Annotated in this window: 19 protein-coding genes; 6 read left to right on the top strand and 13 right to left on the bottom strand. The window is 66.2% G+C overall.

The genetic code is table 11. The features are described 5' to 3' along the window. Window positions 1-352 precede the first annotated feature (352 nt). The 4 genes from M2428_RS15345 to M2428_RS15330 all read right to left on the bottom strand — a co-directional run bounded on the left by M2428_RS15345 (window position 353) and on the right by M2428_RS15330 (window position 3583). Complete coding sequence (locus tag M2428_RS15345) at window positions 353-1273, bottom strand: DUF2071 domain-containing protein (RefSeq protein WP_277526821.1); 921 nt, start codon at window positions 1271-1273, stop codon at window positions 353-355. 132 nt (window positions 1274-1405) lie between these two features. Next, a complete protein-coding gene (locus M2428_RS15340) occupies window positions 1406-2194 on the bottom strand; it encodes an isocitrate lyase/phosphoenolpyruvate mutase family protein (protein ID WP_277526820.1) in 789 nt (262 codons plus the stop codon). Window positions 2195-2233: 39 nt separating this feature from the next. Next, entirely contained in the window at window positions 2234-2623 is a 390-nt protein-coding gene (locus M2428_RS15335) for a DUF1622 domain-containing protein (RefSeq protein WP_277526819.1), read from the bottom strand. 39 nt (window positions 2624-2662) lie between these two features. Beyond that, window positions 2663-3583: an NAD-dependent epimerase/dehydratase family protein gene (locus M2428_RS15330; protein WP_277526818.1), complete on the bottom strand. Its 921-nt coding sequence runs from the start codon at window positions 3581-3583 to the stop codon at window positions 2663-2665. A 189-nt stretch (window positions 3584-3772) separates the two neighbouring features. Here M2428_RS15330 and M2428_RS15325 point away from each other — a divergent pair, with 189 nt between their 5' ends. From M2428_RS15325 to M2428_RS15315, 3 genes are all read left to right on the top strand, one after another. Next, a complete protein-coding gene (locus M2428_RS15325; RefSeq protein WP_277526817.1) occupies window positions 3773-4387 on the top strand; it encodes a TasA family protein in 615 nt (204 codons plus the stop codon). A 91-nt stretch (window positions 4388-4478) separates the two neighbouring features. Beyond that, a complete protein-coding gene (locus M2428_RS15320) occupies window positions 4479-5294 on the top strand; it encodes a signal peptidase I (protein ID WP_277526816.1) in 816 nt (271 codons plus the stop codon). Then, entirely contained in the window at window positions 5291-5647 is a 357-nt protein-coding gene (locus M2428_RS15315) for a hypothetical protein (RefSeq protein ID WP_277526815.1), read from the top strand. Before M2428_RS15320 ends, M2428_RS15315 begins: the two co-directional genes overlap by 4 nt. A gap of 84 nt (window positions 5648-5731) precedes the next feature. Here M2428_RS15315 and M2428_RS15310 read toward each other — a convergent pair whose 3' ends face one another. The 4 genes from M2428_RS15310 to M2428_RS15295 all read right to left on the bottom strand — a co-directional run bounded on the left by M2428_RS15310 (window position 5732) and on the right by M2428_RS15295 (window position 9590). Beyond that, the gene (locus M2428_RS15310; protein ID WP_277526814.1) at window positions 5732-6943 is read right to left on the bottom strand and encodes a GAF domain-containing sensor histidine kinase; all 1212 of its coding nucleotides are present in this window, start codon (window positions 6941-6943) and stop codon (window positions 5732-5734) included. Window positions 6944-6985: 42 nt separating this feature from the next. Then, window positions 6986-7909, bottom strand: coding sequence for a response regulator transcription factor (locus M2428_RS15305; protein WP_277526813.1), 924 nt, complete (start codon window positions 7907-7909; stop codon window positions 6986-6988). A 385-nt stretch (window positions 7910-8294) separates the two neighbouring features. Beyond that, window positions 8295-8462, bottom strand: a complete 168-nt coding sequence (locus M2428_RS15300; protein WP_277526812.1) for a hypothetical protein — start codon at window positions 8460-8462, stop codon at window positions 8295-8297. 231 nt (window positions 8463-8693) lie between these two features. Then, window positions 8694-9590, bottom strand: a complete 897-nt coding sequence (locus M2428_RS15295) for an MSMEG_6728 family protein (protein ID WP_277526811.1) — start codon at window positions 9588-9590, stop codon at window positions 8694-8696. Window positions 9591-9735: 145 nt separating this feature from the next. On the opposite strand from M2428_RS15295, the gene M2428_RS15290 reads away from it, so the two are divergent. Further along, on the top strand, window positions 9736-10308 hold the full coding sequence (locus M2428_RS15290) for a hypothetical protein (RefSeq protein WP_277526810.1): 573 nt from the start codon (window positions 9736-9738) through the stop codon (window positions 10306-10308). Window positions 10309-10522: 214 nt separating this feature from the next. Here M2428_RS15290 and M2428_RS15285 read toward each other — a convergent pair whose 3' ends face one another. Continuing rightward, window positions 10523-11176: a transglycosylase family protein gene (locus tag M2428_RS15285; protein ID WP_277526809.1), complete on the bottom strand. Its 654-nt coding sequence runs from the start codon at window positions 11174-11176 to the stop codon at window positions 10523-10525. Window positions 11177-11461: 285 nt separating this feature from the next. After that, entirely contained in the window at window positions 11462-14113 is a 2652-nt protein-coding gene (locus M2428_RS15280) for an excinuclease ABC subunit UvrA (protein WP_277526808.1), read from the bottom strand. Window positions 14114-14161: 48 nt separating this feature from the next. On the opposite strand from M2428_RS15280, the gene M2428_RS15275 reads away from it, so the two are divergent. After that, window positions 14162-15232: an adenosine deaminase gene (locus M2428_RS15275; RefSeq protein WP_277526807.1), complete on the top strand. Its 1071-nt coding sequence runs from the start codon at window positions 14162-14164 to the stop codon at window positions 15230-15232. A gap of 104 nt (window positions 15233-15336) precedes the next feature. On the opposite strand, the gene M2428_RS15270 is transcribed toward M2428_RS15275, so the two are convergent. Further along, the gene (locus M2428_RS15270) at window positions 15337-16311 is read right to left on the bottom strand and encodes an aldo/keto reductase (protein ID WP_277526806.1); all 975 of its coding nucleotides are present in this window, start codon (window positions 16309-16311) and stop codon (window positions 15337-15339) included. Window positions 16312-16541: 230 nt separating this feature from the next. On the opposite strand from M2428_RS15270, the gene sulP reads away from it, so the two are divergent. Further along, complete coding sequence (gene sulP, locus M2428_RS15265; protein WP_277526805.1) at window positions 16542-18275, top strand: sulfate permease; 1734 nt, start codon at window positions 16542-16544, stop codon at window positions 18273-18275. A gap of 44 nt (window positions 18276-18319) precedes the next feature. Here sulP and M2428_RS15260 read toward each other — a convergent pair whose 3' ends face one another. Next, window positions 18320-18937 (bottom strand): hypothetical protein, encoded by a 618-nt coding sequence (locus M2428_RS15260; RefSeq protein WP_277526804.1) that lies wholly within the window; start codon window positions 18935-18937, stop codon window positions 18320-18322. Window positions 18938-18946: 9 nt separating this feature from the next. After that, the gene (locus tag M2428_RS15255; RefSeq protein WP_277526803.1) at window positions 18947-19774 is read right to left on the bottom strand and encodes a CPBP family intramembrane glutamic endopeptidase; all 828 of its coding nucleotides are present in this window, start codon (window positions 19772-19774) and stop codon (window positions 18947-18949) included. Between the last annotated feature and the right edge of the window lie 241 nt (window positions 19775-20015).

The raw sequence follows: 20015 nt of genomic DNA, 5'->3' as shown, positions 1-20015 counted from the left end.
CTGTCCCGGCTTGAACGCGGGCTCAGCCGGGACGATGTCTTCCACCAACGCTACGAAAACTGGCTCAACGAACATTGACGCCTATAGGAGCATCATTATAGTGAGCACCTTGGCAACGGCGGCGATATCGCCTCGGTCGGGTTTGTCGTCAGGAAGATCCGCCGCAACTCGACTGTGGTGAACGCGGCGGCCAGGTGGACATGACCTCCTACATCGTCTTAACGGGTGGGGGACTCGAGATCGAAAACCTACGTAACGGGTGTGGGATCGATCGCGGCTTGCGCAAAGATTAGATAGCTAAAGGACTGTGCGATCGCCGACATCACCCCACCAGAAACTTATGAGTGAGGACTTACGCCGCGTTGTTAAGGACCCGTGGCCGACCAAACTGGGTGCGGACCCCCGGCGAAAACAGCACGGACTCTGGTGGTCCGGCGACCTGGATGCCGGCCGCGCCGACGAGTTCGTCCTGTAGCAGGGTCAGGTCCGCCCGGTACAGCGGCCATGCACTGTGCGCGTTGGGGATGTATAGGGTTCTGCCCCTGAACCTGGAATGCAGACCGAACCGGGCCGTGAGGTGGATCGACAGGGGATCCACGGCTGCGGCGTCGAGCTCCGGGACGACCGCGAAGTCGCTCCGGGCACCGCCACGGAAACGGCGCACAGAATACCCAGCAGTCCGGCCGGAACCTCCGGCTCCAGTGGCCGCGCCGGAACCCCCGGCTCCAGCGGTCCCTCCGGCTCCAGTGGCCGCGCCGGAACCTCCGGCTCCAGCGGTCGCACCGGCTTCAGCGGCCCCGCCGGACCCGGCTCCAGCGGTCGAGCCGAACCCTCCGGTCCCAACCGACCCAGCGGCCGATCCGGCACCTCCGGCCCCATCCGCTCCAGCCGACCCGGCGCCGGCCGTGCGCCCTGTGGAATCCAATGAAGCGGCACTCAGGAAGCTCGTCCGCGACCACACATAGGGAATCCCGGCCGCCCGCGCGGCCAGCACCACCGCCAAGCGTGAAGCATCCAGGCTGCGAAAAACTACGCCACGGGTGCCGTCCGACTCCCGGGAGTAGAGGCGCACGTTGATCTCGTTGAAGCTTCCGAAATAGGGGACGCCGGGGCCGGGGCCAAGCCCGGCACGCTGCATGCGGAAGCCGATTAGCCCCACCCAGGCGGATCCGTCGAAGACGTCCGGCGCGACGCCCGGCGGCATGAACGACGCCGATACTGCCTCAGGGATGCGCCAGTGCAGGAAGACGGCGTCCATCCACCGCTGGTCCATGATGATCGGCACCGGAAGCTCGGGTGCATCAGGCCAAGGATTTACGCCCAATCGGATCAGCTCACTTCGGTCGGCATCGGTCGACAAAAGTCGACATAAGTCGGCATGGTGGGAAGGCTCGGGACACGAAGGTCAGTTCAGTGCCCGGGTGCCTTCCGGCAGCGCCCCGCCGGCCAGCAGCTCCGCCGTCGCGTCGGCCAGCGCCGTCAGCGCCAGGCGCTGGGTCCACGGGCCGTAGGAAATGCGGGCCACGCCAAGTTCCTGCAATTTGGCCGGGGCCAGGGATCCGGGCACGTTGATGACCGACACTTTGTTCCAGCCAATTCCCTCCACCAGTGCGGTGACAGTAGCCTCGTCCAGCAGGCCCGGCACGAACACCGTGGCCGCGCCGACATCGAGGAAGGCGCGGCCGCGCTCAATAGCATCGGCCAGTACCGCTGCCGGGTCCCGGTCCTTGCCCTTCAAGAAGGCGTCGGTGCGGGCGTTGAGGACGAATTCAATGCCCTCGGCCTTGGCGGCGCGCATTGCAGCGCTCATCTGTGCAACGGCATCGGCCAGTGGGCGCATCTGGTCCTCGATGTTGGCTCCGACGGCGCCGGCGCCAATCGCCTTGCGTACCGTCTCCCCTGGGTTCCCGTAGCCCGCTTCGAGATCGGCGCTGACGGGCAGCGACGTAGCTGTGGCAATCACCCCGACGGCGGCGATCATCTCGTCCACCGGGATTTTCTCACCGTCTTCATAGCCGCGGGACGCCGCGATGGAGTGGCTGGCGGTGGCCAACGCCTTGGTGCCTGGAACATCGCCGACCACTTTGGCGGTGATCGCGTCCCAGACGTTGATGATCTGGAGGATCTCCGGGGCTTGGTGGAGACGGAGCAGTTCGGTGGCTTTGGACGCAAGAGAACGCGCGTAGTCTGTCATGCCCCGAGCCTAATCGGACGCCTCAACACCAGGAAGGGTTCAGCCGGCAGCCGATTGTGCCGAGGAGCCTTCGCGCTGCGTCTGCCAGGGCCAGCGTCCGGTGATTTCCAGCTCTAGCGAGAAGCTCAGGAAGGTACGGATCAGGACAATAATGGCCAGCACGCCGACGCCCTCGAATGTCGGTGTGACGGCGACCGACCGGATGATGTCGGCCGCGACCAGCAGTTCCAGACCGAGGAGGATGGAGCGGCCCAGCAGTTGCCGGTAGGAGCGGTAGACGGAGAGCGGTTCGGATTCCGAGGGCAGGCGCCTGGGCTGGAATCCCCGCAGCGCCATGGGGATGGACACGAGGGCGCCGATCACCATGACGGCCACGCCAGCGAAGTCCATGAAGCGGCCGGCCGTCTCGATAATGTGCTGAAGATCCATGGTTCCCCTCGGAGAAAGTGGGCAGTGAGATTCAAAACCTTACGGGTGCCGGACGCCGACGCCGGCGAGCACTGCTCGGTAGCCTTCCCGGAAACTCGGGTACTGAAACTCGAATCCGGTGCTGCGGAGCAGCCCGTTGCTAGCTCGCTTGTTTCCGCCGCGCGACGGCTCGCCGCCCGCCGACCCGCCGCCCGCCGACCCGCCGCCCGCCGGGTCGCCGCCAGTTGCGCCAGCGGACTCCGACGCCGGCCGGGGGAGTCCCAGTTCAGCGGCCAGGAAGCCCAGCACGTCGCCCAGCTCGGCCGGTTCGTTGTCCACGCCCAGATAGACGGGCGCAGGAATCGTATCCATGGTGCACAGATGGACGATTGCGGCGGCGGCGTCGTCGCGGTGGATACGGTTGGTGAAGCGCGGCGCAGCCGGAATGACCGCGGTTCGGCCGCGCACCTGGTCGATCAGCCGCGTCCGGCCAGGGCCATAGATCCCGCCGAGCCGCAGCACAACCGGGGTGATGCCGGTGCCGCGCAGGCGGCTGTAGAGGAGTTCCTCTGCTTCGCGGATGATGCGGCCTGAGAACCCGCCAGGTTCCGGCGTCGTGCGTTCATCGATCCAGCCGCCGCCGGCGTCGCCGTAGACGGCGGTCGAGGACACAAACAGGATCCGGCGGACGCCTGCGCCGGACGCCAGGACCGCGTCCAGCACGTTCGAGAGGCCGTCCACGTAGGCGGTCCGGTAGGCATCCTCAGTCGGGGAATCCGCGGCAATCGCGACGACGACGGCGGCGGTGTCCGCCGGGATGGGCGGCAGCTCGTCGGAGCTCAGGTCAGCTGCGACCCCCTCGATGGCAGCCGGAAGTTTCGCCGGCGACCGGCGCCACCCCACCACGCGGTGGCCTGCGGCCGCGAAACGCAGTCCGGCCTCAGTGCCCAGGTCGCCGCAACCGGCCAGCAGAACAGTCATGAGGCCAGTCTGCCAGCCTTCGGGAAGCCCCACGGACAGACTTGAGAAAATCTTGAAGTGATCTTGTAGCCCGCTGAAGCATTGCCTTGAAGGAGGCCGGGCATCGTTGTATGGGTCAGCCAGGGGGCTGGCGGACACAACATACGTCGCCCGGCCAGTCAGGGCCGGCTCCACGAAACGGAAAATCCAATGGGTCTCAACCTCAAGTCCACGTCCAGCAAGGTCTTGGCTTCCGCCGCCCTCCTCGCCGCAGCTGCCGGCGTGGCCGGGATGGGTACCTACGGTGGCTTCACCGCCAGCACTTCGGCTTCCGCCGCCGTCGACTCGGCCACGGTAACCCTGACTGGCGCCGACGCCGGCACGCTCAACATCCAAGCGGCCAAGGTGATCCCGGGCGACACCATGGAACGCACACTCAAGTTGGTCAACGGTGGCACAATCGATCTGGCCGCGATCACTCTCACCACCAGCACGACGTCGCCGAGCCTCCTGACCACAGACGGAACCAACGGTTTGCAGCTGCAGATCGACAGCTGCCCGGTTGCCTGGACCGGATCCGGTACAGGCCCGTACACCTGTAATTCTGCGGGCACGCCCGTGCAGGGCGCCGTGGTCCTTGCCAAGCGTGCCGTGATCGGACAGAACATGGCATTGTCGGGCCTGACGTCGACGACCGCCGCAAAGACCGATTTCCTCCGGGTCACGCTGACTCTGCCGATCGCTGCGAACGACTCCTTCCAGGGCCTGAACAGCAATGTCGCCTTCGCCTTCAACGCCGCAACCCGCGGAGCCACCAACAAGTAGCCAGTCTCGGGGACTCAGTCCGGCCCGGTCTCGGCCGGACTGAGTCCCCGGTTTTATGCGTACTATTCACCCCGGCAGGAGGAACGATCCCGTGAGCGCAGTAATCAACGCAGGTCCCAGGGACTCCGTCGACCTCCCGCCAGCAGACGGCCCCGCCCAGGACAGCGATGTCCAGCACAGCCCCGCCCAGGACATTCATGTCCAGGGCAACGCCGCACTCCCCAACCACGGACGACGCCGGGCCGAGCGGCCGCCGCACGCTCGCGGCAGTGTGGTGCCCAAGCCTGTTGCCGTGGCCGGACGCGCGGCGGTCACGATCCTCCTCATCGTCGCCGCATTGGTATTCCTCTTTCTCGCAGTCGGGCCGCACTTCCTGAACTACCAGACGTCAACCATGCTCACCGGGAGCATGTCGCCGGGGATCAACCCGGGCGACGTCGTTGTCAGCGTGAAGACGCCGGTCTCCGAGCTGAAGGTTGGCGACGTCATTACCTACAGCATTCCGATTGACGATCACCGGATTGAAACCCACCGGGTGGCCAGCATCAAACGCGACGCCGGCACGACGTCCGTGATCACCAAGGGTGACGCCAACCCGGGGGCCGACCCGTGGGTTGCCGTGCTTTCCGAGGACTACGTCTACACGCAAGCGGGCGTCGTGCCGCATCTTGGCGACGCCATCCGAGCCTTGCGTCAGCCGCTGGTCCAGTCCGTGCTCCTCTACGGCGCTTCTGCACTGCTCGTCGTTGTGGTGCTGACGGCGATCTGGAAGAAGCCTGCCGAGCCGGGTACCGAGGCGCTGCCCGCCGAATCGCTGGACACCGCAACGCTGCCCACCGAATCGCTTGTCAGGGACGATGCCGCTGAAGACGCCACGGGCGCCGGTTCCGAAAAGAGCAGGGGATGACCGGATCAGGCGTCATCCTGGATTCCCGGCAGATCGACAGGCTTGCCCACGAACTGGACTCTCGCTCCACCGCAGTCGGCTTCGTCAGCCGCTTCGTCCAGCGCCTGCCGGACAGCCTGGCATGCATCCATCGCAGCCTTCTCGAAGGCAAAAGCGGGGGTGCCTTAGCGGCGGTCCTGAGCGTGGCGACCTCGGCAGCGATGGCCGGAGCGGTTCAGCTTGAAGGGCACAGCAGGGCGGTCGAACGGAGCATCCGGGCGGGCGATCTCGGCGCGGCCCGGGTTGCCGCCGGAGTCCTCGACGCCAACGCAGCGGACTTCGCGCAGCACGCGAGCAAACTCCTCATTTCCTGACGGCACCGCTGCTGGAGAGAACGACGCTCCCGTCAACCTGCAGCGCCATCCGGCCCACTCACTATGCGGCGCTACCGGGCCCAATCAGCCAGCAGATTCCTCCGGGGCCGACCCGGGGAGGACAACTGACACGGTGGTTCCGCCGTCGGGACCCGAACCGATGCTGAGCCGTCCGCCATGGGCCTTCGCGATCCGGACGCATGTTGCCAGCCCCAAACCGGAACCGGGCGGGTCGTCTTCGCGGTGTAAACGCGTCAGCGGTTCGGTAACGTGGCCCCATCTTTCCGCGGGGATGCCCTTGCCGTTGTCCGTCACCCGGACCGTCACGCCGTCAGGAACAGCGACGGCGGTGACCAGGATTCGCGGCCGGGTGCCAGGCCTGCGGTAGGTCACGGCATTGTGGATCAGGTTCTGCAACAGCGTGCGCAGTTGCTCGGCGTCCGCCTCCAGGACCATATCTGAAACCTCGATCTCGGCCCCGGCTTCCTTGATATCCGCCGCAAGGTTCTCTGAAACGTCGCTGACTGTGGCCGAGAGCGACACCGGCCGGCGTCGGAGCGCTCCACCGATGCGCGAAAAGGACAGCAGGTCGTCCACCATGGCCAGCATTCGGCGTGAGGTCCTGCCGATAATGCGGAACTCGTCCGCATCCTCAGGCCTCTGCAGTTCGCCCAGTTCGGTGAACCCGATAACGCTGGTCAGCGGATTGCGCAGGTCATGACTGATGCGGGCAGCGAACGATTCGAGCAGTTCGTTGCTGTTGCGCGCCTCCTCCAGGCTCCGGGCGAGCATCCGGGCATGGTGGTGCAGTTCGAGGACTTCCACCACTTGTGACGCGATGATCTCCAGTGTCGTCTGCTGACCGGGAGTAAGTTCCGCGGACGACGGCGAAAAGAGGCACAACGACCCCAGTACGAAACCCTCGGCCGTGGTGAGAGGGACTGAAGCGTAGAACCGGACGGCGGCAACCTGGCCCGTGACAAAGGGATGGTTTCGAAATACAGGATCCCGGGAGGCGTCGGGCACCACGGTGGTCCGGCCGCTGAGAAAGACCCGGCTGCACATCGAATCTTCGCGGGAACACACGCCCGGGTCGATCCCTTCGGCGGCAATATGGTGCTGCTGGTCCGCGGTGATGATGTTGACCGCTGCGAACGGTATGCCGGTGGTGGTAGTCGCCAGGATCAGCAGCTTCTGGAGTTGACCCTGCGTATCCGGAGCCCGTGTGCCGGTTGTGGCCGGGAGCGGTTCGAGGCGAGGCAGTCCGTACTCCGCGAGCACTGACTGCCGCGTCATCCCTGAGCCTGCGGCGGTGCGGACTGGCGGTGGCACGGCCAGCTAGCCCACCCCTTCGGCCGGCGCCATTCGATAGCCGACGCCTCGTACCGTGCGGATGAACCGTGGTTCGCGGCCTTTATCGCCGAGCTTCCTACGTAGATTGCCGATATGCACCTCCACGAGGTGCTCATCCATGGGCCATTCGGTGCCCCACACCTTGGTCAGAAGGGCCTTCCGGGTCCAGACTCGACGCGGCGCACCGGTCAGTGCTTCCAAGAGATCAAATTCAGTGCGGGTCAGCACCAGTTCGACGCCGTCAATGGAGGCCGCCCGACTTTCGGCCTCGACAAGCAACGGACCGTGCCGGAGGACGCGGGCGTCGTCGCTACGGCTGTTTTGTCCTGCCGCGACGCCTGGATCGCCGGAAGGGTTGCCGGGCGCTGCGTCGCTTGCCCGGCGGCGCGGTGGCGTGTGCGGGGCGGACACGGCGTCGGTGATCGCCGCAGCGTCGCTCGCCCGGCGGCGCGGCGAGTCGTGGGTCCCGGCTGACGATGCGTCAGTTGCACGAGGCATGAAGTCTGTAGCCCGACGCTGCGGCGTGGGGCGTTGCGGGGTTGGCCGGTGGCGGCGCATTACCGCTGTCACCCGGGCCTGGACGGTGCGGGGGCTGAAGGGCTTGCTGATAAAGTCGTCGGCGCCAGTTTCCAGGCCCATCAATTCGTCTATCTCGTCCGCCCGGGCCGTGATCATAACCACGTAAGCCTCGGAAAATTTGCGCATCCGACGGCACACTTCGACGCCATCGAGATCGGGAAGGTTGAGGTCCAGGGTCACCAGGTCGGGGCACATTTCCTGGATGCTCACCAGCGCGTCGGACCCGGAGGCGGCGTCAAAAACGGCAAACCCCTGCATCTCGAGCGTCCGGCGCAGCAGCAGTCGAACGTCGGCGTCGTCATCTACAACCACTGCTCGCAGTTGAGTCACGGAACCACCCAAACCCCAGCTTCTAAAACAATGAGACCTGCACGCGGCTGGGACCTCATGCGTCACAGCGTGTGACAAAAACCCCAAGCGTCACAGTGGATTCAGGCTAACAGGTTTTCTTGAGCAAATGTTGAAGTTTTTCGCGGCGTTGGGTTGAAGCTGCCTTGCCAGAGTAGGAGCTATTAGATCGCCAGCTCTCACAGGAAGCGCAAACAGTGAACGTCCCTCAGTCCGTTCCAGTAGCCTCTCGGGTCAAGGCCCCCTGGCTGGTGCGTCTGCGCGGACTGCTGGCCGTCCCAGTAGCTGTGGCTCTGGTGCTGGGCGCTCCCGGGCTGGCGTATGCGTCGTTCACAGCCAAGACGACCGCCGCCCTCACGGTTGGAACTTACAAGGTCCCTGCGCCGGCATCGATCAGCGGAACGCTGGAATGTACCTCCATCCAAGGCAAGAAGGGGGCTTCCATCAGTTTCACGAGCTTCACCACAGTCAGCCGTGCCACGGGGTACACGGCGACCATTACTTCGCCGAATGACTCCCAAGCAGTGTCCGTCATCGCCGTAGGGGACACCTCGCACGGGGCGACGTTGCTCAGTAAGGGCAACGGTAGGGGTACGTACACCTTCACTCTGACAGCTAGCGTGGGGTTGTGGACGGGGGAGCCGCTGACGCAGTCCGTCACCTGTTGATGCCCCTGACCTCCCGGCCTGACGCCCGACGCCGGACCCGAGATGGCGCGCCTGCGCAGGCGGGGCCCGACGCCGGACCCGCAACCGGCGTCGTCCGGCTACCTCGCCGGAATCGGGAAGAAGGCCCGGGGGTCCTGCATCAATGCGGGGTAATCGAAGACCGAGCGGTCCACGATCTCGTCCACCTCGAAGTTGCGGGCGAAGTTGCCCTCAACGGTGATCGGACGGCCCACAACTTTGCCGATGGCGAAGGAGCTGCCGCCGTTGACCGGAATGGCAACCACGGAGTTGCCGGGAAGAGTGGTGAACGCCTCTTCCTGCTGCTGGCGCTTGCGGGTGGGCTTCTTGACGAGCTGCTTCGGGGGTAGCTTGCGCACCTTGCCCGGCCGGCGGGAGCCTGATTCGGCGTAGACGAACTGGTAGTCATCTTCCGCGGGGGCCTTGCTCCGGCCAACCGGCGGCAGGCTGACAGTCTTCAGCTGCTCGGGATCGGTGTCGCCGAGCGGCAGGCGCAGTACCCACATGCGGTCCCCGGCAGGATCCTCGGGCACAAGCTCGTGCTTCGGTTCCGGCCAGACGTACTCCAGGTCCGGGTCCGTGCCGGGGAATACCTTCGTATAGAACCGCGGATCCTTGGCGATCAGCCGGGACCGGTGGCTGAGGTGGAAATCCGCATTCCCCAGCCACGGCGGCATTGGGATCTTGGCGGCGTAGTCGGGGTGGGCCGCCTGCGGGGCGAACTCCATGATCTTCTCGCGCGTGGTGTCTTCGCCGCCGCGGGCCGTCCATTCATCCACCATGGCCAGGCCGTACATTGTCAGCGCGGGAACGTACCCCATCCACATCCGGACAGCCGGGTGCGACTGCCAGCCGTACTCCGGGATCACCAGCGCACGCAGGATTTGCAACGACTCAACGCGCTGCTTGCCGAGCCGCACGCGGTCCAAAGCCGCGGCGCTCTGCTGAAAATCGGGGAAGGGGAGGAAAGTCTGCATCTCTCCAGTTTGAGGCCACATGACCAAACCACCAATTGCACAGGACCACGCGTGCGCATGTTCACATTTTGGAATGAAGCAGACAGCTCATTACGGCGGGGCGTAATATAGCAGGACCCCATCTATGCCGCCCGGAGGACACGCCATGAATCCAGCCCCTGTTGCGCCGTTTGTACCGAAATACGGACAACTGCTCGGCCCGGAAGCGAACGGCATTTTGGTGCTCGAGGAAGTCATTCTTGACCCGGTGGCAGCCCGTAAGGAACAGCACGGGTTCCGCGCCGCAATGGCATCGTTCGCGCTGACCATGCGGCGGATAGTGGCCCTGCGCCTCTGCATCGCCGTTGTAGCGATCGCCAACCTGCCCCTCTTTCTGCTCAACACGGGCTGGTGGATTTACGCGGTCTCGCTGACCCTGGTAGTTGCAGTCCACGCCGCAGTGTCCTGGCTGAACCGTCACGAGCCGCGGATCCGGCAGCGCCGCATGCTCGAACTGCATCTGCACCGTGAACGGAGCGACAATTACCGCAAGGTCCGCGACGCCGTGAAGTACGTCATCGACGCCCCTGCCCGGGTAAATGAAAACCTCTACCTTGAGCTTCTCGCCGCGAAGCGTGTGGCCCTGCACCTAGCCATGGGCACGGTGGCCCTGCTGGACACGAGCGACGACGCCGCGTGGAAACTGCAGATTGTCCGCGAGATCCCTCAGGCCGCCTGAGCCCGCACAGCTCACCTGAGCAGCACGGCTCATCCGAGAAGCCGCGGCTCACCGAGCACCACGGCTCGCTCAAGCACGACGACGCCGGAGCGTCCCCTTGCGGGATCGCTCCGGCGTCGCGCTTGTTAACGGCCCGTGCTGTAACGGCCCGTGCCTTAACAAACAGTGCCCTAACGAGCAGAGCCCGGTAACAAGCCGTGCCTTACCAAGTGCCCTATCCGGGAAGCTGCAGCACCTGGCCCGGGAACACTAGGTGGGGGTTGCTGATGGTCGCTGTGTTCGCGTCGGCCAGCGAGCGCCAGCCTCCGGCGAGGCTGAGCTTCTCGGCGATTGTGCTCAGGGTTTCGCCGCTCCGGATGGTGTAGGTCTGGCCACTCAGAGCCACCGGTGTAACATGGCGGGGTGCCGGGACGGCTGCCTTGGGGGCCGCATGCCGGACAGGCACCTTGGCCGGGACGGCAACCGCGGCGCGCGGTCGTGATGTGGCTGCGCTCTGTGGAGCCACGGCGCCTCCGCGCAGACCCAGTTTCGCTGCGCAGGCCGGCCACGCGCCCCAACCCTGACTGGCCTGCACTTTCTGGGCGACGGCAATCTGCTGCTCACGGCTGGCGTTCGCCGCGGACCCCGTGCCGCCGTGGGCCGCCCACGTCGACTGGCTGAATTGCAGCCCGCCCGCGTAGCCGTTTCCTGTGTTGGTGGCCCAATTGCCGCCACTTTCGCACTGGGCAAGCGAATCCCAGGTGGAGGCGGGGGCTGTGGTCGGGACGGCCGCGTTGGCGGCCGAGGCGGACAACGCGACGCCTGCGATCGAGACGGCCGCAAGAGTGATGCCGCGGCGCGCGGCAGTGCCATAGGTGGATTTTTTCATGGTCAGATGCTCCTGAGGGCCACCAGCGCTCGGTCCGTCCCCGGACGTTCTCGCGCCACTGCCCGCCCCTGACAATAGAGGTCATATGCGGTGTCTACCGGTCGGGCAGTATCTGGTGGTGGTAGCACCGGGCATGCACTGCCCGGTTGCGGGCATTGCACACTAGGCTAAGCCAGGCCCGGCCCGTTATCAAGACGTTATTTTTGCCGTTTCTGCCGTTATCATGTCGCTATAACCCAGCTCGCCGCTGCCTGTCTCGCCGCTGATGCTCGCAATAAGCGTGAGTTAGCCCCCGAGCATCGCGGCCAGGTACGGAGCTGTCCGGCTGTTCTTGGAGTTCGCGACGGCGGCGGGGGTTCCGATCGCCACGATCTGGCCACCGGCGTCGCCGCCGGCCGGGCCGAGGTCGATCACCCAGTCCGCTGCAGCCACCACATCCATGTCGTGTTCCACCACAATGACGGTGTTGCCTGCGTCCACCAGCCGGTGCAGCTGGGCCATGAGCAGCTGGACATCGGCCGGATGCAGCCCGGTGGTGGGCTCGTCCAGCAGGTAGAGGGAGTGGCCCCGCTGGGCGCGCTGCAGTTCGGTGGCGAGCTTGATGCGCTGGGCCTCGCCGCCGGAGAGCTCGGTGGCCGGCTGGCCGAGCCGGAGATAGCCCAGGCCCACCTCGCGCAGCGTTTGCAGGCTGCGCGCCGCCGCCGGCACGCCTTCAAGGAACTCAGCGGCGGCATTGACCGTCAGGCCCAGCACTTCCGCCACGTTCTTTCCGAGGTAGGTCACCTCCACGGTTTCCGGGTTGTAGCGGGAGCCATGGCACTCGGGGCAGGGGCCGTAGCTGCCGGGCAGGAACAGCAGTTCGACGGCGACGAAGCCCTCACCCTGGCAGGTCTCGCAGCGGCCGCCGGCAACGTTGAAGGAAAAGCGCCCGGCGCCGAAGCCCCGCGCCTTGGCCTCGTCCGTGGCCGCGAATTCCTTGCGGACCGCGTCGAAGAGGCCGGTGTAGGTGGCGAGGTTGGAGCGCGGCGTGCGGCCGATCGGTTTTTGGTCCACCTTGACCAGCCGGTCCAGCTGGTCCAGGCCCGAGACCGGTCCAACACTGACCGGGCCGGTGGGCTCACCGGCCTGGGACTCCAGGTCCTCACCAGCGGGGCTCGCCCCGGCGCCGGATTCCGGGTGCAGCCGGGCGCCGACCACTTCGGCCAGGACCTGGCTGACCAGCGTCGACTTGCCGGAGCCGGAGACGCCGGTGACGGCGGTTAGGACGCCGAGCGGGAAGTCGGCGTCGAGTTCGCGCAGGTTGTGGCGGCTGATGTCCCGCAACTCCAGCCAGCCGGCAGCCTCCCGGCGGATGCCGCTCGCGGCGGAACCGCCGCCGTCATCCGCGCCGTGGCGAGGGCTGGCCGCTGAGGTAGCGCCGCCGTCGTCCGTCATACCGGAACCGTCAGGGAAACCATTCGGAAACAGGAACGGCCGGGTGACGGACGCATCCACCCCGGCGAGGCCAGAGACGGGTCCGCTGTAGAGCACTTCCCCGCCGCCTTCACCGGCGCGGGGACCCACATCCACCAGCCAGTCCGCGCGGCGGACGATGTCCATGTTGTGCTCGACCACGAACACCGAGTTGCCGGAGGACTTGAGCTGGTCCAGGACGGCGAGGAGCGGCTCGGCGTCGGCGGGGTGCAGGCCGGCGGAGGGTTCGTCCAGCACGTAGATCACGCCGAACAGGCCGGAGCGTAGCTGGGTGGCGATCCGGAGCCGCTGCATTTCGCCGGGGGAGAGCGTGGGGGTGGACCGGCCCAGCGCGAGGTAGCCCAGGCCGAGGTCCAGCAGCACCGTGACGCGCTGCAGGAGGTCGCGGGTGATGGCGACGGCCACCTCGTTGCCCTCGCCGGAGGACTGCTTGCGGGAGGCAGTCCCGGCCTCGGTGAGCTCGGTGGTGGGCCGGATGATGCCCGCCAGTTCCGTCATGGGGACGGCGTTGAGCTCGGCGATGGTGCGTCCGGCGAAGGTGACGGCGAGGGCGGCCGGGGTCAGGCCGGCGCCGCCGCAGACCGGGCACGGGCCGGTTTCCATGAAGCGCAGCACGCGGTCGCGCATGGTGGTGCTCTTGGAATCGGCGAGTGTATGCAGCACGTAGCTCTTGGCGCTCCAGAACCGGCCCTTGTATGGCTTGGCGACGCGGTCGCGTTGGGGCGTCACTTCCACTACAGGCTGTTCCTCGGTGAACAGTATCCAGTCGCGGTCCTTCTTGGGCAGTTTCCGCCAGGGGGTGTCGACGTCGTGGCCAAGGTGGGTCAGGATGTCGCGCAGGTTCTTGCCCTGCCACGCCCCGGGCCAGGCGGCGATGGCGCCGTCGCGGATGCTCAGCGAGGTGTCCGGCACCAGGGAGGACTCCGTGACGGTGTGCGCGATCCCCAGGCCGTGGCACTCCGGGCAGGCACCGGCGGCCGTGTTCGGAGAAAACGCGTCCGAGTCCAACTGCCCGGCGCCGTCGGGATAGCTGCCGGCGCGGGAGAAAAGCATGCGCAGCGAGTTGGACAGCGTGGTGAGCGTGCCCACCGTGGACCGCGAACTCGGCGTCCCGCGGCGCTGCTGGAGCGCGACGGCGGGCGGCAGCCCGGTGATCATTTCCACCTTGGGGTTGTGCCCCTGCTGGATGAGCCGGCGGGCGTAGGGGGCTACGGACTCGAAGTAGCGGCGCTGCGCCTCGGCATAGATGGTGCCGAAGGCGAGGGAGGACTTGCCCGAGCCGGAGACGCCGGTGAAGGCGACGATCGCATCGCGGGGCACGTCCACGTCCACGTTGCGCAGGTTGTTCTCCCGGGCACCGCGCACCCGGACAAAACCGTCCGTCGGATTGCCGGGAACCAGATCCTGGATTAGATCCCGGTCGGCCGGGCGCGGCAAATGGGAAGCATGCTGTGTATTTTGCATTGGTTCGACTCTATCCGCTCAGGGCAGCACCGGGCATATCCTTACCGGATGGATACGTACGACGACGAGACTCGGTTTGCGGAGAATGCGGAGAAAGAGCCGGAAGAACCCGAAGAACCGGAAGCCGGCGAACCCCTCCCGCTCCCGGTCGCGGAACTGCACCTGCATATTGAGGGAACGCTGGAACCGGAGCTGATCTTCGCGCTGGCGGAACGCAACGGGATCGAACTGCCGTACGCGGACCTGGAGGAGCTGCGCTCGCGCTACGAGTTCACGGACCTGCAGTCCTTTTTGGACCTGTACTACGCCAACATGGCCGTGCTGCAGACGGAGCAGGACTTCGCCGACATGACCCGGGCTTATCTGACCCGGGCGGCGCTCGCCGGGGTCAGGCATGCCGAGATCATGCTGGACCCGCAGGCCCACCTGTCCCGCGGGATATCGCTGGAGACGTGCGTCAACGGCGTGGCCTCGGTGCTGGCCGGCTCCCAGGAAGAGTTCGGCATCTCCACCCTCCTGATCGCCGCCTTCCTGCGCGACCTCACCGAGGAATCCGCCCTCGAAGTGCTGGAGAAGCTGCTCGCCATGGACGCCCCCATCGCCGGAATCGGGCTCGATTCCGCCGAGGTGGGCAACCCGCCGGCCAAGTTCGAGCGGCTCTTCGCCCGGGCCAAGGATGCCGGGCTGCACCGGATCGCGCACGCCGGCGAGGAGGGCCCGCCGTCGTACATCATCGACGCGCTTGACATTCTCGAAGTGGAGCGGATCGACCACGGCATCAGGTGCATGGAAGATCCGGAACTCGTGGAGCGGCTGGTGGACGAGCTCATGCCGCTGACCGTGTGCCCGCTGTCCAACGTCCGGCTCCGGGCGGTGGACACCCTGGCTGAGCACCCGCTGCCGGCCATGCTCGCCGCGGGGCTGAACGTCTGCGTGAACTCGGACGATCCTGCGTATTTCGGCGGGTACGTGGACGACAACTTCGCGCAGCTGAAATCGGTTATCGGCCTGTCCGAGTTCGACTGCGTCCGGATGGCGGCGAACTCGATCCGTTCGTCCTTTGCAAGCGAGGAACGCAAGGCCGAGCTGCTGGCCGAACTGGCCGCGTCAGGGCACTGAGGTCACAGTTGCCCTATCACTTATGGTCGCTAAAACGGGGTTGGGAACCATAACTGATAGGGCAACAGCGCAACGTGGGGGTCTGGTGACCCCGGGTTGCCGTTTTAGTCGTCGATCGAGTCCATGTGCGGGTACCGCGCTCCGGCCGCAGCCCCGGCCGGAGCCAGTTCGTCCAGACGGGTCAGGTCCTCGGCGGAGAGTTCGACGTCGGCAGCGCCCACGTTCTCCCGCAGACGGTCACGCTTCTTGGTGCCCGGGATGGGAACTATGTGCTCGCCCTGGGCCAGCAGCCAAGCCAGTGCCAGTTGCCCGGGAGTGCAGCCTTTGGCGTCCGCCAACTCCTTGACCCGATCCACGAGCTGCAAATTCCGGACAAAGTTCTCGCCCTGGAAACGCGGGGAGTGCCGGCGGAAATCGTCCGCCGGGAAATCATCCGGGCTGCGGAACTGGCCGGTCAGGAAGCCTCGACCCAGCGGACTGTAGGGGACAAATCCGATGCCCAGTTCCGCCAGAACCGGGAAGACCTTCGTTTCCGGTTCGCGCTCCCACAGCGAGTATTCGGTCTGCAATGCGGTGATGGGGTGCACCGCGTGGGCCCGGCGCACGGTGCCGGCGCTGGCCTCGGACAAGCCAAGGTGCCGGACTTTCCCGGCCTGTACCAGCTCAGCCATGGCCCCGACGGTGTCCTCGATCGGGACGGTCTTGTCCACCCGGTGCTGGTAGTACAGGTCGATGTGATCCACGCCCAGCCGCTGCAGGCTTGCATCGCAGGCGGCGTGCACGTAGTCGGGGGAGCCGTTGATGCCTACCCAGGATCCGTCGGGCCGGCGTTCGTTGCCGAATTTGGTGGCCAGGACGACGTCGTCGCGCCGGCCTGCGATAGCCCGGCCGACAAGCGTCTCGTTGGTGAACGGGCCGTACATATCCGCAGTGTCGAGCAGGCTTCCGCCGGCGTCGAGAAAGGCCTGGATGGTGGCGACGGATTCCTTTTCCTCGCCGTGGCCGTAAAACTCGCTCATTCCCATGCAGCCCAAACCCAGGGCCGAGACGGTGAGCGAACCGAGCGTACGGGATTCCATAGATTTCTCCTGAATCAGAACAATGGGGACGGCCTCCGGCACCTGATCGGGCAGCGGGACGGCACGCAGTTGGCAGACCGCCACTCTAGGCCCATCGGGTCGGCGGCACAACGGATGGTCGGGCGGGATTTGCCCCGGGTTGCAGCAGCCCCACGGCGTCCGTCCGGGCTGGGCCGGGTCACCCTTGCCGGGGGATGCGCCGGGGCGGTGCCGCGCGGCAGAGTGCAGATATGACGAAGACCGGACAGCGGCGCATGGGCTCGCTGCGCAAAGTGATGCCTGGACTCGACGTCCCCGCCACATATCAGAAGGACTGGTTCGGAAAGGACGTCGTCGCCGGAGTCGTCCTGGCGACGTTGCTCGTTCCCCAGGGCATGGCCTATGCGGAACTGGCAGGTTTGCCGGCGATCACCGGGCTGTACACCACCATCCTCTGTCTGTTCGCCTATGCGGTCTTCGGCCCGTCGCGCATTCTGGTGCTGGGACCGGACTCTGCACTCGGCCCGATGATCGCCGCGACGGTCCTGCCGCTCGTCGCCTCCGACGGTGACCCGCAGAAGGCGGTGGCGCTCGCGTCGCTGCTCGCGATCATGGTCGGCCTCATCATGGTCCTCGCGTCCGTGGCCAAGCTCGGCTTCATCGCCGATTTGATCTCCAAACCGACGATGATCGGCTACATGAACGGTCTCGCGATCACCATCCTGGTGGGCCAGCTCCCAAAGCTCTTCGGGTTCAAGGTGGACAGCGAAAACTTCATTGGTGACCTGGTCGGTTTCGTCGAGGGCGTGGCTAATGGCGAGACGGTGGGCGCCGCCGCGGCGGTCGGCATAGCCGGGATTGTGCTGATACTGGCCCTGCAACGGTGGCTGCCCAAGGTCCCAGCAGTGCTCGTCATGGTGGTTCTCGCGATCGCGGCGACCTCGCTGTTTGACCTCGCCAGTAAGGGCGTTTCCCTGGTCGGGGAACTCCCGCGAGGTTTCCCGCCGTTCACGATCCCGGACGTGACCTTGTCGGACATCGGGCTGATGTTTGCCGGTGCCCTGGGCATTGCGTTGGTGTCCTTGACGGACACGATCTCGAATTCGACGGCGTTCGCGGCGCGCTCCGGCCAAGAGGTTCATGGCAACCAGGAAATGATCGGCATCGGTGCCGCGAACCTGGCCGTGGGCTTCTTCCAAGGCTTCCCCGTGAGCACCAGCGGCTCCCGGACCGCCGTCGCCGAACGTTCCGGCTCCAAGACACAGCTCACGGGTGTGACGGGCGCCGTGCTGGTCCTCCTCATGCTCGTGCTGCTTCCCGGGCTGTTCCGGAACTTGCCACAGCCGGCTCTGGCGGCCGTGGTGATCACCGCGTCCGTGTCCCTGGCCGACATCCCCGGGACAGTGCGTCTCTGGCACCAGAGACGGACCGAGTTCTACCTGTGCCTGGCCGCCTTCCTCGGAGTGGCGCTCCTGGGCGTTCTGCCCGGCATCGGCATTGCGGTGGGGCTGTCCATTCTGAACATCTTCCGCAGGGCGTGGTGGCCGTACGAGACGGTGATCGGGCGGGTGCCGGGATACGAGGGGTTTCACGACATCCGCGTCCACCCGGACGCGAAGCACTTGCCCGGCCTGGTGATCTACCGGTGGGACGCCCCGTTGTTCTTCGCCAACGTCCGGCCGTTCCGCGACAACATCCGGCACTTGGCACTAACGGAACCCAAGCCGCGGTGGATCGTCATCGCGGCCGAACCCATCACGGACGTGGACACCACCGCCGCGGACGTATTGCTCGATCTGGACGTCGAGCTGAACGCGAAGGGTATCTCCCTGGTGTTCGCCGAGCTCAAGCACAGGACCCGGGAGAAGATCGAAAAGTACGGATTGACCCGCGAAATCGAGCCCGAGCATTTCTATCCCACCACCGAAGCAGCTGTAGCCGCCTTCATGGCCCAGACCGGGGCCGAATGGAGCGCCGAGGACTGACCCATGCTTGGGCACCAAGGAAGGTCCTGGGCCGCGGTCGGTGCCTAGGAACGGGCTTCTTGGCGCTGCCCGGCCGGCACTCGGGCGCTGCGGATGATCCACCAGCCCAGGGCGGCCATCGTCAGGCCGATTGGAATCCCGTACGGCGGCAGGCCAACGTTGAAACCTAGGGCCCCGGCGACGACGAACGCCGCACCGGCCCACGCCGGGAACATGTGCGTCCGCCAGCCCACAACGCCGAAAATGATCCAGCCAAGCGCAAACAGCACGTAGCTGGAGAGGGCGCCGACGACCAGCATCCCGGACCCGCCAGCGAGGATGGCGTCGGGCGCGGTTTCGGCAATCCACGGACCGGCAAACCCGTCGAACCACATGTCTCCCGCCATATCCATGGTGCCGATGAGGGCGGCGCAGAAGCCGACGACGCCGAGGCCACCGGCGCTGTCCGCGTACCTCATGTAGACGGACACCAACGCGAGCATCAGTCCGATGAAGACCACAAAGTAGAACGCGTTGGCCAGCTGGAACGGAGTCTGGCGCATCATGTCTATTCGCTCGAGGCTGTGGTCGGCCGCGAGCAGGCGCCAGACGTCCTCGGCGGCGAAGGCCAGGCCGGCGGCCAGGGCAATGGGCCCGGCATGGGACGGCAGGGGTGAAGACATGATCCCTCCTCAGCGGTGGATTGGATCTGATCCGGAACGGACCAGCACCGAGTCGATGGCGGAGGCAGGCGCCGCACGCCAGGCACTCCGGTCCAGGAGAACAGTAGTGAGGACTGCAAGGACCACGACGGCGAAGTAGATGAGTTCCGCCCGGTCAGCCCCGGCACCGGAGAACCCGAAGGAACCCACCGTGAACGTGCCCTGGCTGTTGTGGAAGAGGTAGGTGAGCAGCACGCTTCCGCCGGTGCGGTTGAACAGCCACACGTAGAGGAAGGTGATGGCGAAGGTGGTGGGCAGCCCGATCACGCTGAGCTGGCCGAAGAGGACCAACGGAAGGTGCCAGAGGGACACTACAACGCCGAGGAGTGCCGCGGACCGCAGCGGATTCCACCGGGCCTGGAGCAGGGGCACGGCATAGCCGCGGAAACCCGGCTCCTCGCCCAGAGGGCCGTCCATTGGATTGACCAGCCGCACGGCAAAGACAGCCAGGAGCCCGGACCAGCTCACCTCTGCCAGCCCCGGAGCGGGCGCGCCGAGGGCCATGTTTGCGAATCCGGTGAGCAGCGCCATCATCGCCGGGAGGAGGAGGGCCACGGCGTACCAGATCCAGCCGACCCGCCACCGGATCAGCCGCTGGCCCCACGCTCGGTAACCGTCTTTTCCCTCGGCGAGGCCAATGATGATCAGCGCCGCCGCGAGCGGTCCGATCGGCAGGAATTCGAACTGCGGCATCAGCCCGGCCGCGTAGAGCGGCCAGGAGCACCAGGAAATCGCGAACGCCAGGACAAAGAACGCCGGGAGGCGGTGACGCTGCAGCCAGACCTTGAATCTAGGCATGACGGCTCCTGAGGAACGGCTCCTGAGAAACAGGGACGAATACGGCTCATTGTCCGCCGGCGAGCTCCCCGGGTCCAGCGTTACTGGATCCAGCGTTGCCGGGTCCAGCGCTGCCGAATCCAGCACTGCCGGGTCGGGCACCCCGAATCCAGCACTGCCGGAGGAGGCATGGCGGACAAGAGTACTCCGGCGTCAGGCTACTCGCGGGTAGCGGTGAGTTTGTTCCTCGCGCACTCCGCTC

Source organism: Arthrobacter sp. ES3-54, from assembly GCF_029504395.1.
Taxonomy (GTDB): Bacteria; Actinomycetota; Actinomycetes; order Actinomycetales; family Micrococcaceae; genus Arthrobacter.
This window is presented reverse-complemented; position numbering and strand designations above follow the sequence as displayed.